The sequence below is a fragment of the Secundilactobacillus collinoides DSM 20515 = JCM 1123 genome, assembly GCF_001435975.1.
In the GTDB taxonomy this organism is placed as follows: Bacteria; Bacillota; Bacilli; order Lactobacillales; family Lactobacillaceae; genus Secundilactobacillus; species Secundilactobacillus collinoides.
The window spans coordinates 122,659-136,131 of sequence record NZ_AYYR01000053.1 but is presented as its reverse complement, the minus strand read 5'-3'; the positions used below and the strand labels follow the sequence as shown (position 1 = coordinate 136,131).

Annotated in this window: 10 protein-coding genes and 6 tRNA genes; 15 read left to right on the top strand and 1 reads right to left on the bottom strand. The window is 45.9% G+C overall.

Going from position 1 to position 13,473, the window contains the following annotated elements; genetic code table 11:
- Positions 1 to 64: 64 nt before the first annotated feature.
- From FC82_RS09490 to FC82_RS09435, 12 genes are all read left to right on the top strand, one after another.
- Positions 65 to 137 (top strand) — tRNA-Asn (locus tag FC82_RS09490).
- Between the two features lie 15 nt (positions 138 to 152).
- Positions 153 to 225 (top strand) — tRNA-Thr (locus FC82_RS09485).
- A 222-nt stretch (positions 226 to 447) separates the two neighbouring features.
- Positions 448 to 759 (top strand): PTS sugar transporter subunit IIB, encoded by a 312-nt coding sequence (locus tag FC82_RS09480; RefSeq protein WP_054760033.1) that lies wholly within the window; start codon positions 448 to 450, stop codon positions 757 to 759.
- Between the two features lie 237 nt (positions 760 to 996).
- The gene (locus tag FC82_RS09475; protein ID WP_082620285.1) at positions 997 to 2,475 is read left to right on the top strand and encodes a peptide MFS transporter; all 1,479 of its coding nucleotides are present in this window, start codon (positions 997 to 999) and stop codon (positions 2,473 to 2,475) included.
- A gap of 281 nt (positions 2,476 to 2,756) precedes the next feature.
- Positions 2,757 to 3,575 (top strand): metallophosphoesterase, encoded by an 819-nt coding sequence (locus tag FC82_RS09470; protein ID WP_056996849.1) that lies wholly within the window; start codon positions 2,757 to 2,759, stop codon positions 3,573 to 3,575.
- Positions 3,576 to 3,659: 84 nt separating this feature from the next.
- A tRNA-Tyr gene (locus FC82_RS09465) sits at positions 3,660 to 3,742 on the top strand.
- A gap of 7 nt (positions 3,743 to 3,749) precedes the next feature.
- Positions 3,750 to 3,821, top strand: a tRNA-Gln gene (locus tag FC82_RS09460).
- 77 nt (positions 3,822 to 3,898) lie between these two features.
- A tRNA-Tyr gene (locus FC82_RS09455) sits at positions 3,899 to 3,981 on the top strand.
- A gap of 7 nt (positions 3,982 to 3,988) precedes the next feature.
- Positions 3,989 to 4,060 (top strand) — tRNA-Gln (locus FC82_RS09450).
- Between the two features lie 246 nt (positions 4,061 to 4,306).
- Complete coding sequence (proC, locus tag FC82_RS09445; RefSeq protein WP_056996848.1) at positions 4,307 to 5,101, top strand: pyrroline-5-carboxylate reductase; 795 nt, start codon at positions 4,307 to 4,309, stop codon at positions 5,099 to 5,101.
- Between the two features lie 70 nt (positions 5,102 to 5,171).
- Complete coding sequence (gene nagA, locus FC82_RS09440) at positions 5,172 to 6,317, top strand: N-acetylglucosamine-6-phosphate deacetylase (protein WP_056996847.1); 1,146 nt, start codon at positions 5,172 to 5,174, stop codon at positions 6,315 to 6,317.
- Between the two features lie 25 nt (positions 6,318 to 6,342).
- A complete protein-coding gene (locus FC82_RS09435; RefSeq protein WP_056996846.1) occupies positions 6,343 to 7,044 on the top strand; it encodes a GntR family transcriptional regulator in 702 nt (233 codons plus the stop codon).
- Between the two features lie 271 nt (positions 7,045 to 7,315).
- Here the strand turns inward: FC82_RS09435 and FC82_RS09430 are convergent, their stop codons facing one another.
- Entirely contained in the window at positions 7,316 to 8,053 is a 738-nt protein-coding gene (locus tag FC82_RS09430) for a WecB/TagA/CpsF family glycosyltransferase (protein WP_056996845.1), read from the bottom strand.
- A 110-nt stretch (positions 8,054 to 8,163) separates the two neighbouring features.
- Here FC82_RS09430 and FC82_RS09425 point away from each other — a divergent pair, with 110 nt between their 5' ends.
- The 3 genes from FC82_RS09425 (at position 8,164) to FC82_RS09415 (ending at position 13,374) form a co-directional block, all read left to right on the top strand.
- On the top strand, positions 8,164 to 9,636 hold the full coding sequence (locus FC82_RS09425; protein ID WP_054760035.1) for a nicotinate phosphoribosyltransferase: 1,473 nt from the start codon (positions 8,164 to 8,166) through the stop codon (positions 9,634 to 9,636).
- 48 nt (positions 9,637 to 9,684) lie between these two features.
- Positions 9,685 to 10,509 (top strand): ammonia-dependent NAD(+) synthetase, encoded by an 825-nt coding sequence (gene nadE / locus FC82_RS09420; RefSeq protein ID WP_056996844.1) that lies wholly within the window; start codon positions 9,685 to 9,687, stop codon positions 10,507 to 10,509.
- Positions 10,510 to 10,716: 207 nt separating this feature from the next.
- A complete protein-coding gene (locus tag FC82_RS09415) occupies positions 10,717 to 13,374 on the top strand; it encodes a calcium-translocating P-type ATPase, PMCA-type (RefSeq protein ID WP_054760038.1) in 2,658 nt (885 codons plus the stop codon).
- Positions 13,375 to 13,473 lie beyond the last annotated feature (99 nt).

Sequence of the window (13,473 nt, the reverse complement as noted above, 5' to 3'; positions counted from 1 at the left end):
CACGCCAAGAGTAGTTGGGGGATCGCCCCCTGCGAGGGTAGGACGTTGCCACGCTAATAGTTATTCCGGCATAGCTCAGTTGGTAGAGCACCTGACTGTTAATCAGGTTGTCGACGGTTCGAGCCCGCCTGCCGGAGTCAGTATTTTGTAATGCCGGCTTAGCTCAGTTGGTAGAGCATCGGTATCGTAAACCGAGGGTCGGGGATTCGAGCTCCTCAGCCGGCACTTGATTTGCTTAATAAAAGTCACTAGTTTAGCTAGTGGCTTTTTTGTTTGTCTACAGTTTCAATTGGTATAGCACTTTTAAAATATTGGTATAGATGTTAAAACGCCGATATTTATCGTGTTTATTGAGATTATAGACTTGTGGTATATAGAAATTGGTGGTACGCTATGTCTGTGAACAAAAACGCAATTTAAAAATAAATCTTGTTGGGGGTAATCATCATGACAAAAGTATTAATTGTATGTGGGAGCGGTATTTCAAGTCAATTATTGAAGGAATCAGCAATGCGTTCAACTGAGGCCTATCACGCAGACATCACGTTTGAAGCAACGAGCTTTCTGAATGCTGAACAAGAAATGGCTGACAGTGACCTTGTTTTAGTTGCACCACAGGTTTCGTACCACTACGATCAACTCAAAGCACAGCATGATCAAGTAGAACAAATTCCGGATGATATTTACGCCTGGTTGAATGGTGAAAGTCTGGTTAAATTTACCATGCGCGAATTAGATAAAAATAAGGTGAATGAATAGTTAATCAGTAAATCTGCCATAATTCGAAAAAAATTTCATTCCATATTAATAGCGTTAAGTCGCGGAATCCGGCTTGTTTCTAAGAGAGACTACGTTGCGTTACCTTCATTAAGAGGGTATAATACTCTGTATGTTTCAATTAGAAAATTATGAGTTGCGGACCACCCGCGGCTTTTTCTATTCACTTTGGTAAATAAATGGGCTTACTTAAGTGAGAGATGTTTGGAGGTATCAGGTTTGGAAAACCAAAACGATAACAAACTTGACCGTTCCTTCTTTGGCCAACCGCATGGCCTATCCACATTGTTCTTTACTGAAATGTGGGAACGGTTTAGTTATTATGGTATGAAAGCACTTCTGATTTACTATATGTATTTCTCAATTGCTAAAGGCGGCCTTGGCATGGACAAAGGTCTTGCCGCCAGTATCATGTCAATTTATGGCTCTCTAGTTTATTTGTCTTCTGTCTTAGGTGGTTTCCTTAGTGACCGTATTTGGGGTTCACGTCGAACTGTCTTCTTTGGTGGGGTTTTAATCATGTTTGGGCATATTTGCCTGGCCTTACCATTTGGCAAAATCGCGTTGTTTATCTCAATCTGCTTAATCACTATTGGGACTGGTTTGTTAAAGCCAAACGTTTCTGAAATGGTTGGGTCACTCTATACCGAGGAAGATGTTCGTCGGGATTCAGGGTTCACTATTTTCGTCTTTGGTATCAACTTAGGATCACTTGTTGCCCCTTGGGCTGTCAGCACAATGTGGACGTCATTTAACTTCCACGCTGGTTTCTCATTGGCTGCCATTGGGATGTTCTTTGGACTTGTTTTTTACCTTCACGGTGGGAATAAGTATCTTAGCAAGGATTCCCTTTATCCAGATGATCCATTGGAACCAGGGGACGCAAAGAAGCTGTCCTTCCGGGTAACCGTTGGTGCCATTGCGTTCATCTTGATTCTGTTGATTATGAAGGTCTTCGGCGCATTAAACATTGCTAACTTCATCACACTATTGAGTATTATTGCCGTGTTAACTCCGGTTGCATACTTTGCAATGATGCTGACTAGCAAGAAGGTTACCAAGGTCGAGAAGTCCCGTGTCTGGGCCTATGTGCCACTGTTTATTGCGGCGGCAATTTTCTGGGCAATTGAGGAACAAGGCTCAGTTGTCTTGGCGATGTTTGCCCAGTCACAAACGCAAAATCACATTGGCGGTTTTGTTATTAACCCGGCCAATTATCAATCATTGAACCCATTATTTATTCTGATCTACACGCCGATCTTTGCCATCATGTGGACGAAGTTAGGCAAGAAGCAGCCTTCATCACCAATGAAGTTTGCGATTGGGATGGTGTTTGCCGGTATCTCATATTTGTTCATGGTGATTCCTGTCAGCATGTTTGGGACATCCGCACACGTCAGCCCATGGTGGTTGGTCGGGAGTTGGGCAATCGTTGAAATTGCCGAATTACTGATTTCACCAATTGGATTGTCAGTGACGACTAAACTTGCGCCTGCAGCGTTCCAGTCGTCGATGATGAGTATGTGGTTCTTAGCCGATTCAGCCGGACAAGCTGTTAATTCACAAATCGTTAAGTACTACACACCAGGAACTGAAGTCCAATATTTCACAGTTATCGGTATCGTTTCAATTGTCTTTGCCATTATTTTGTTCTTCATGGTTAAACCAATTAAGCGTCTGATGGCAGGTGTCGATTAATACAAACAACAAGGAGTTGTGTTACGATAATTCGTGGCGCAGCTCTTTTTTTACATTACGGCCGGAAGTATCCTGTTTCCGGGGACTTGTTTTGCAATTGAGTTAAATCATTGCAGGTAACCAATTATGGGCCTTACATTCGGCATTTTTTAATGGGTACGACAATTTCGATTTTTGCTTTGACAACGCAGTCCCAAAAAAAATTTAAAAATCGAATAGACAGATGAGTTCACCTAACAATAATGAAACCCAAATGATATAAGAAAGGAGAAAAAGATAGTATGGTAAAAGTAGCCCTGACCAGTGATAACCATTTTGACATCAATCAAGTTTCCGTGACAGAAATGATTCAGCAACAGGGGACATGGTTGATGCAACAGGGCGTTGACATTTATTTGATAGCGGGCGACCTATTCAACCATTTTGATAAGAGTTTAGCTTACGCCCAGCACCTTCAGAAATTTGTGCCAGATGTTACCGTTCGCTTCATCGCGGGAAATCACGATATGGTCAATGGCGTGACCTTTGACGAACTTGAACAGCCGCTTGATGATACTTATCTGCATAACCAGTATCTTGACGTGGCGGGCACAGATTGGCGCATTATTGGTAACAACGGGTGGTACGACTATAGTTTTGCAGATAGTCTACACCGACCTGAAGAACGCTTTGCTCAGTGGAAACGAGCTTACTGGTTGGATAGTGCCATTCCACAACCATTGAGTGATCCAGAAAGAATGCAGCTCGTTTTGGGGCAAGTCAGGGCGCAACTCAGTATGGCAGCTGAAGCGCAGAAAAAAGTGCTGTTCATGACCCACTTTGTCCCGCGGCCAGAGTACCTGCATATCACGCAGGATGACCGTTTCTGGAACATGATGATTGCAATGCTGGGTAGTCGCCATCTCGGAGATTTACTAGCTGAATTTCACGTTGAGGCGGCCTTGTTTGGTCACATGCATATTCATCCTAAGCCGCAATTACTAGCGGGCACAATGTACTATGATCAGGCGGTAGGGTATGGGACTAAACGTCGGCGGGAATGGCAGACAACCTCATTTTTTGAGGAATGGCGACAACGTACTCGAATTCTGACACTCTAGCCCGCAAACTTCAAATAATGGTTGACGGTTAACCCTGTTTTTTGGTATTATAATTAAGTTGATTTATTTCGAATCGACCTTTATGGATGGGTAGCGAAGTCTGGCTAAACGCGGCGGACTGTAAATCCGCTCCTTCGGGTTCGGTGGTTCGAATCCACTCCCATCCATCATTATTGGGCTATAGCCAAGAGGTAAGGCAACGGGTTTTGATCCCGTGATGCGCTGGTTCGAACCCAGCTAGCCCAATTTCAGCTCGAAAAACGGGTTGACTAATTATACAGACTATTGTATGATTATAAATGTTCATTTTTAATATTTTTTTTGGATGGGTAGCGAAGTCTGGCTAAACGCGGCGGACTGTAAATCCGCTCCTTCGGGTTCGGTGGTTCGAATCCACTCCCATCCATCATTATTGGGCTATAGCCAAGAGGTAAGGCAACGGGTTTTGATCCCGTGATGCGCTGGTTCGAACCCAGCTAGCCCAACTAGATCAGTCACGGTGTGTGACTGATTTTTTTGTGCTTTTTTATTGAAATGTTGCGTTAAATGATAGAATGGTACAGTTTAGTTGGGCACGCATTACCTTGTAATAAGATAAAAGATACGACAAATAATGACGTATTCATGAAAACGCTATATTATCAAACAATGCCCCGATAGTCTGGGGTGTTTTTTGGTATAATGTAATTATCAATAAATAAATGAGCATGCTCAGTAAAGAAGGTTAATACATGAAAATTGGGTTTATCGGGGTCGGTGGTATGGCTCAAGCCATTATCACTGGTCTATTAAAACGAGGGGCCGTGCCGGCAACAGATATCTTTGTGCACAGTGCCCACGAGACCTACAAAACGTTTGCCGAAAAAACAGGGGTGATTGCTGCTGTTGATAACAAAACACTGGTAACACAAAGCGATTACGTTGTTTTAGCCGTAACGCCGAATGCAGCTGTTGATGTTTTGCACGAAATTGAACCCGTCTTGAGTGCGAAGACGAAAGTGTTGATTTCTATCGTTGCGGGGTTGTCTCTCAATCGGCTTGAAGAATTAGCCGGCTATGATCTGCCAATTTTGCGGACACTGCCAAATCTAAATGTGGCCATCTTAGCTGGTATGACAGCGATTCATGGCAATGATCAATTAACGGGTGAAATTAAAAAGACGGCCGTAGGTTTGTTTGATGCCATTGGCAGTACGACGGTATTACCTGAAGATGATTTTGCGACGTTTTCAGCCTTGGCTGGATCGTCACCTGCGTACGTTTATTTCTTTATTGACGCACTGAGTCGGGCTGGCGTGAAATACGGTTTGACCAAAGCACAGGCGACGCAAATCGCAGCGCAGGCAGTGAAGGGGTCTGCAGAAATGGTGTTGTCGTCAGACGATAACCCGTTTGCCTTGATTGATCAAGTTTCCTCTCCTGGAGGCAGTACCGTAGCGGGCCTGCTTGCAATGGAGGAGCATGGTTTTATGACTTCTGTAGTCAAGGGCATTGATGCGACCATTGCCAAAAATAATGAAGAATAGACTTTTGGTCTATACCGGTATATAATATAGACGTTAACCCGATAACGAATTATTAGGAGGAAACGAATATATGAGTACGGTGTTGAAGCACGCTACGATTTACACTGGTGAGGACGTTATTACTGACGGTTATTTACGGTTTGACAAACAAATTGAGGCTGTTGGTCCGATGAGTGAGTACCGGGTCCAGCCAAAAGACGATGTATCCTTCGTTAACGGTAAGGTGATCGTGCCCGGCTTTATTGATGTGCATACCCATGGCGGTTATAGCTTTGATTCAATGGACGGTGATCCTGACCAAATTAACGAAATGGTCAATGATATGGTGAAGGAAGGCATCACGACGGTCTTTCCGACGACCATGACGCAATCTACTGAAAACATTAACCACGCGATGTCGGGTATTAAGACGGCGGCTGCAAAAAATCCCGTGATTCAGGGTGTCCACTTGGAGGGTCCCTTCATTGCGGCAATTTACAAGGGCGCACAACCCGAGAAGTATATTAAGGATCCGGACGTGACGTTATTGGATCATTGGAACGAATTGTCGGGCGGGTTAGTGAAGTTAATTACCTACGCGCCTGAAGACAAAGGAGCAGCTCAATTTGAGGATTACTGTCTTGCACACAACATTGTTCCATCAGTGGGTCATAGCAATGCAACCCGTGAGCAGATGCTGGCAAGTCGAGCAACTCACGTCACGCACTTGTATAACGCACAACGTGAATTTAAACACCGTGAGCCCGGCGTGACCGGCCACGCAATGCTTGAAGAAAATATGTACGCTGAACTGATCTGCGACGGTTTTCATATCGTCCCAGACATGATTAAATTAGCTTATGAACAAAAGGGACCAGAGCGTATTGAGTTAGTAACTGATTCCATGCGGGCGAAAGGGATGCCTGAAGGAATCAGCGAACTTGGTGGACAAAAGGTCATCGTTAAGGACAAGCAAGCCCGTTTAGAGAGCGGCAACTTAGCTGGGTCCGTTCTTAGATTTGACGATGCCTTTCGCAACATCATGAGTTTTACCGGCTGTGGCATTGCGGATGCTGTCCAAATGACTTCCGTCAATCAGGCTGAAGAATTTGGCCTGACACAAAAGGGAACCCTTGAACCAGGTAAGGATGCTGACTTCAATGTATTTGACCGGGCCCTTAATCTACAAACTACTTACAGTTTTGGTCGGCGGTTTGCGACAGATGAAACTGATTAAGTAAGTCAGAAAGGTCGTTGGTTTTATGGGATCACCAGTTTATATTCAAATTCATAATGACATTAAGCGGTCAATCGAGAGTGGTAAGTGGTCCGTTGGCGACCGCATTCCCTCTGAACGTGAACTTGCGGTTGAGTTTAATGTGAGTCGAATGACGTTGCGTCAAGCGATTCAGACGCTTGTTGAAGAGGGAATCTTGGAACGTTTTGTTGGGTCTGGCACATTTGTTGCTAACCAAAAGGTGCAGGAAAAAATGTCCGGTGTCACTGGGTTTACCGATGTGATGCTGGCTCAGGGTAAGAAACCGTCAAGCAAAACAGTTTCTTACCACATCATGAGCCCTTCATTAAGTGAAGCGGAAAAATTGAAACTCAAAGATGGTGACCAAGTACTGCGGATGGAACGAATCCGTTATGGTGATGGTACGCCAATCAGTTTTGAAGTCGCCACGATTCCTGCAACCATTGTGGAGGGCTTATCAAAGCCGGAAGTGACGGACTCCCTGTATCGGACACTGGAAACTAAGAAGAACATGATTCCAGGTCGTGCAAAACAAAACGTCTCGGCATCCTTAGCTTCAGAACGTATTGCTGAATTTCTGGATATTAAGCGCGGTGATGCCATTCTGCGACTGTGGCAAATTTCCTATCTCCAAGATGGCACGCCATTCGAATATGTGCGTACCCAGTATGTTGGGGAGAGATTTGAGTTTTATTTGGAGAAATAGCGTGCGGAGGAGCGTCCTTAAGGGGAAAAGGTTTCCTACGCATTAGCCCTGTGCCCTGTACGACTAGTTTCGACAAGGTCAGTGCCTCGCAGTATTACCGGCTTCACAAACAAATATAAAAAAGGATTGCACCGACCGATCAAAGTCGGGCGCAATCCTTTTTGCTATTCAGCAACTTCTCACACATTTCTGGGTTGCAATCCGGTCGTGTCGTGATGGTATGCCTTGATCAGAAATCATTTTTGACAATATTGACGGTGCTAGCTAAGCTTTAGGCGCCCTGTTTTGAGCGCTGCTTCTTCACTGCCCGTAAGTATTTCGGTAACGCCAGCATTCGTTTAAATCGTGTTGGTTCGCTGATCAGCCGATAGAACCACTCAATGTGATGCTTAATAAAGAATTCTGGTGCGCGTTTAGTCATGCCGCTCAACACGTCAAAGCTGCCGCCGACACCCATCCACAAACCGTTGTTTTGGTGACGGTAATCGGCAATGAGCTGTTCTTGTTTGGGAAAGCCGACAGCCAAGAAGACCATGTCCGGTTGCTTGGTGGCAATATCTGCAGCAATCGGTGCAAAGTCGTCGAAGTATCCGTTACGAATGCCCTTAACGTTTAAGTTAGGGTATTTGGTCGCCAGGATTGGCGTTAGGGCATCGATGACCGATTGTTTTGCACCCACGAAGTAGGCAGAACGATGGGCATCGTTTCCCCATTTCAACAGGTCCAACAGGACATCGTAACCGGTAATGCGTTCCGGCAGGGTCGTTCCTAAAATTGCGGCACCTTTAATGATACCAATACCATCTGGGGTCACATAATCTGCATTCTGCAGCAGCGACATGTAGTGGGCATCATCCTGCGCATACATGACGATTTCTGGGTTAGCGGTCACCACAAACGTATTTTTTCGCGTCGTTACTCGATCTTCTACCGCGCTTAGAAAGGCTTCCTGGGTCGTATTAATAAATGGTACTGTTAAAATGTCGATCGTGTTAAATGTTGTTGACAATAAAATCACCTATTCGTTTTATTATGTTTGATATCTGTCAGTTTAAATGACGGCACTCGTGATTAATGATAAAATAATGAATAATTGACGCAAACAAAGGAGTTGCAGACATGGCAAAGCAGTATCCAGATGATAGTACCACATTACACACGGATGCGTACGAGCTCAGTATGATTCAGACTTATTTCGAAAAAGGTATTCAGAATAAAAAGGCCATTTTTGAAGTTTATTTTCGAGATATGCCATTTAAAAACGGGTATGCCGTTTTCGCAGGTCTCGAACACATTATTCATTATATCGAAAATTTACACTTTACTGATAGCGACATTGATTATTTAAAGGAAAACGAGGATTTTTCGCCCGCTTTTCTTGAGTATTTAACGCATTTTCAGTTTAAGGGAACAATACGTTCCGCCGTTGAGGGTGAATTAGTATTCCACAACGAACCGATTATGCAAATCGAAGGGCCGCTGGCGGACTGCCAATTGGTGGAAACCGCGATTCTCAACATCGTTAACTACCAAACACTAATTGCGACGAAGGCCGCTAGAATTCGGTCAGTTGCCGGAAACGATGGCATCATGGAATTTGGCACTCGACGCGCGCAGGAATTTGATGCCGCCATTTGGGGCACTCGGGCGGCGTACATTGGCGGCTTTGATGCCACCTCTAACGTGCGGGCCGGCAAGTTGTTTGGCATTCCGATCAGCGGTACCCACGCTCACGCACTCGTTCAGACGTACGGTAATGATTACGATGCCTTTAAAGCATATGCTGACACACATAAGGATTGCGTTTTCCTCGTCGACACCTATGATACCATTAAAAGCGGGGTGCCATCTGCCATTCGCGTGGCCAAGGAGATGGGTGACAAAATCAATTTCCTGGGTGTTCGTATCGATTCTGGTGATATGGCTTATCTGTCAAAGCGTGTTCGTGAACAGCTCGATGATGCCGGTTTTCCAGATGCGAAGATCTATGCATCAAATGACTTAGACGAGAAAACCATCATGTCGTTGAAGATGCAAAAGGCGAAGATCGATGTCTGGGGTATTGGGACGAAGCTGATCACGGCCTTTGATCAACCAGCATTGGGTGCGGTTTATAAAATGGTTTCCATTGAGGATGACAACGGTCACTTGAAAGATACCATCAAGCTGTCAAACAACGTGGAAAAGGTCTCAACACCCGGACGCAAGCAGGTTTGGCGGATCACCAAAAAAGCTGACGGTAAATCTGAAGGCGATTACGTCGCACTTTGGGATGAAGATCCGCGGCAAGAAGAAGCGCTGTATATGTTCCATCCAAACTATACGTACATCAATAAAACGGTAACTGATTTTGATGCCCGGCCCGTTTTACAATCCATCTTTGAAGATGGACGGCTTGTCTATCAGCAGCCAGACCTGGATGATATTCGGGAGGGCTGTAAAGAAAATGAAGAATCACTTTGGCCGGAGTACAAGCGTGATTTGAACCCGCAAAAGTATCCCGTTGACTTGTCTCAAAAGTGTTGGGATAATAAAATGAACTTAATTAATGAAATTCACGAATACGTGAAGAAATTGGACTTTGGTGATTAATATCATTAGTCGTTTCCCCGCGCAAACCAGATAAGGAAGTAACCGAGTATGAGAAAATTACAGGCTGAAATTATTGATGCCTTGAAGGTCAGTCCTTCAATTGATCCGGAAACAGAAATTCGCCGCAGTGTTGATTTTTTGAAGGCCTATTTAAAAAAATCTGGTTTAAAAGGATTAGTTTTAGGTATTTCTGGTGGACAAGACTCTACGTTAGCTGGTAAACTATCTGAACTAGCCATGACAGAACTTCGTCATGAAACGGGATCGAACGATTACAAATTTATTGCCGTTCGCTTACCCTATGGTGTTCAAGCAGACGAATCAGATGCCATGAAGGCCATCGACTTCATGGACGCTGACCAGGTGGACCGGGTGGATATCAAACCGGCCACGGACGCGATGACCCAAGCAGTCGAAGCCAACTCGGAGACAATCAGCGACTTTAACAAAGGTAATATCAAGGCGCGCGAACGTATGACAGCCCAGTTTGCCATTGCCGGTGCGAACCAAGCAGCGGTGGTGGGCACTGACCACGCTGCTGAAGCCGTTACGGGTTTTTACACCAAGTTTGGTGACGGTGCCGCTGACATTACGCCACTCTGGCGGTTAAACAAGCGTCAGGGTAAACAGCTGTTAGCTTACCTCAATGCCCCAGAGGAATTGTATAAAAAGGTGCCAACGGCTGATCTTGAAGATGATCGGCCAGCATTGCCCGATGAAGCAGCACTTGGTGTGCGTTACGATGACATTGACGACTACCTCGAAGGCAAAACAATTAGCGATAAGGCAGCTGAAACGATTGAAAACTGGTACGTTAAAACCAGTCATAAACGGCATTTGCCAATCAACGTTTACGATACATTTTGGAAATAAGGTTTTAACTAACCGGTTGTGAAAGATACCCCCTGTCCATTTGACGGCAGCTCGTACCATTTTTACAACCGGTTTTAATTTAATGAGGGAGTAACCAGCAGAATTCTTCTGTGACCGACCCGTCAGCAAGAGATGCACTATCTCCGGGGAGGTCTTAAACGGTGAGACTTATAACGTCAAGTTTAAGTTAAACAGGAGGATATTTTTATGGCAGACAAACCATGGTATCAACGGACAAACGACGATATTTTTAAAACACTGGACACGGATGAACAAGGTTTAAGCGCTGAACAGGTGACTGACCGGCGCACGCAGTATGGTGAGAATCGATTGTCGGCAAAGAAGCAGTCCAGCTTGCTTGCAAAGTTCGCTGCTCAGTTCAAGGATTTTATGATCATCGTACTGATCGTAGCGGCGGTCATAGCCGGAGCTACGGGTGAATTGGTGGACGCCATCATTATTTTGGCAGTGGTTATCCTGAACGCGGTGTTCGGTGTTTTTCAGGAATCTAAAGCTGAAGAAGCCATCAACTCGTTGAAGGAAATGGCCGCGCCGATGGCCCACGTTGAACGAAACGGTGAAACAAAGACAGTCAAGAGCGATGAACTCGTACCCGGTGATATTGTGTTCCTCGAAGCCGGCGATATAGTTCCCGCTGATATTCGTCTGCTGACCGCAAACGCGATGAAGGTCGAAGAATCTGCGTTAACAGGGGAATCAGTACCTGTTCAGAAACAGGCTAACGTTCTAGAAGCAGCTGATCTGCCGCTGGGTGATCGCAGCAACATGGCCTACATGAATGCCAATGTGACAACTGGTCGCGGGACCGGCGTTGTGGTTGGTATCGGAATGCAGACTGAGGTTGGTCGGATTGCCGGTATGTTAGACCAGGCTGAAGAAACCAAGACACCATTGCAAGAGAACTTGACCCAGCTTGGAAAATGGCTGACGGTTCTCATTCTTGCCATTGCAGTTCTAGTCTTTGTGATTGGCATGCTTCGGGGTCAAGAGACGATGATCGACATGCTGCTGACCGCAATTTCACTGGCCGTGGCAGCCATTCCAGAAGGGTTGCCGGCCATTGTGACGGTCACCTTAGCATTGGGGACACAACGAATGGCGAAGCGTCATGCGCTGATTCGAAAATTACCAGCAGTTGAGACGCTGGGCAGTACTGACATTATTGCGTCCGATAAAACGGGGACTTTGACGCAAAATAAAATGACTGTAGAACAGATATACGAAAATGGTCAGTTGACGCCAGCCCGGAATGCTGCAGTAACGATGTCCGACCCCTTAGCGTTAGCCATGGTATTGAACAACGATGGCAAGCCGGATGGGGACACGTTAATTGGTGACCCGACGGAAACGGCGCTGATCCAATACTACCTTGACCGTAAAGCACCGGCTTTGGCCACTATTAAGGCCCATCCGCGGGTGGCTGAGATTCCGTTTGATTCTGAACGAAAACTGATGTCGACCTTTAACCAGAACCATGATCAGCAAATTACGCAGTATGTTAAGGGCGCTCCTGATCAACTACTGAAACGCGTGACCCGCATTGCTGATCGTGGTCAAGTCCGCACCATCACGGATGAGGACCGGCAACACATTTTAACCACGAATCATGAACTTGCGACTCAAGCGTTACGTGTGTTGGCATTTGCCTATCAACCAGTTGATGAGGTTCCAAGTGATCTGACCAGTGAAACTGCCGAACAGAATTTAATCTTTATCGGTCTAATCGGCATGATTGATCCTGAACGACCTGAAGTGGCGCAAGCTGTGGCTGAAGCGCAGTCGGCTGGGATTCGGCCAATCATGATCACCGGTGACCATAAGGATACCGCTAAAGCAATCGCAATTCGGCTTGGCATATTGACCGACACACCGAAAGCGGATAACGCAGTGATTACCGGAGCCGAACTTGATCAGCTTTCAGACGAGACCTTCACTAAACAAGTGGGTCAGTATGCAGTTTATGCGCGAGTTGCACCAGAGCATAAGGTGCGAATCGTCCATGCTTGGCAGAAACAGGGGAAGGTTGTTGCAATGACCGGTGACGGTGTCAATGATGCGCCCGCCCTGAAAACTGCCGATATTGGTGTTGGTATGGGAATCACTGGAACCGAAGTCTCAAAAGGTGCCAGCGACATGGTGCTGGCTGATGACAACTTCTCAACAATCGTCGTGGCGGTTGAAGAGGGTCGAAAAGTGTTTTCCAACATTCAAAAATCGCTTCAATATCTGCTGTCGGCGAACATTGGCGAAGTGCTGACGCTGTTTGTTATGACCCTGCTTGGTTGGCAGATCTTGGCACCGGTCCAGATTTTGTGGATCAACCTGGTCACTGATACTTTCCCGGCCATAGCTTTGGGCTTGGAACCAGCGGAGCCGGATATTATGAAACGCAAACCTCGGGGACGTGCTTCAAACTTTTTCTCGGGCGGCGTGTTTGCTAATGTGGGCTATCAAGGGTTGCTTGAAGGTGTGATGACGCTGTTTGTGTATTGGCTTGCCGTCACTTTCCCAGTTCATACAAGTCCGGAAATGATGCACGCGGATGCACTAACCATGGCGTTTGCAACACTGGGACTGATTCAACTGTTCCACGCATTCAACTCAAAGACGATCCATCAGTCGATTTTTAAAGTTGGCCTGTTCCGCAACAAGGCGTTTAACTGGGCCATCTTGGCCGCTTTCATCCTGCTAGCTGTCACCATCATCGTGCCCGGCTTAAACGGTATTTTTCACCTGACGCAGTTGAACGGTCTGCAGTGGGGTGTGGTTCTTGGTGCGGGAGTTGCCATGATTCTGATCGTGGAAGTGGTAAAATGGGTACAACGGATGACTGGAAAGGCATAAACTGTGCGATACGAGACTCTTGTCAGCTGGCGACAGAGGCAGCCGGCAGGCACAGCAGCGCGTTTCTCAGTTTGCGTCAGACGAAATTCGGTTACGGCA

Bases quoted from the DNA above. Each gene is read 5' to 3' on its own strand.
- FC82_RS09480 (WP_054760033.1), top strand. From the start codon at position 448: ATGACAAAAGTATTAATTGTATGTGGGAGCGGTATTTCAAGTCAATTA.
- FC82_RS09470 (WP_056996849.1), top strand. From the start codon at position 2,757: ATGGTAAAAGTAGCCCTGACCAGTGATAACCATTTTGACATCAATCAA.
- proC (WP_056996848.1), top strand. From the start codon at position 4,307: ATGAAAATTGGGTTTATCGGGGTCGGTGGTATGGCTCAAGCCATTATC.
- nagA (WP_056996847.1), top strand. From the start codon at position 5,172: ATGAGTACGGTGTTGAAGCACGCTACGATTTACACTGGTGAGGACGTT.
- FC82_RS09435 (WP_056996846.1), top strand. From the start codon at position 6,343: ATGGGATCACCAGTTTATATTCAAATTCATAATGACATTAAGCGGTCA.
- FC82_RS09425 (WP_054760035.1), top strand. From the start codon at position 8,164: ATGGCAAAGCAGTATCCAGATGATAGTACCACATTACACACGGATGCG.
- nadE (WP_056996844.1), top strand. From the start codon at position 9,685: ATGAGAAAATTACAGGCTGAAATTATTGATGCCTTGAAGGTCAGTCCT.
- FC82_RS09415 (WP_054760038.1), top strand. From the start codon at position 10,717: ATGGCAGACAAACCATGGTATCAACGGACAAACGACGATATTTTTAAA.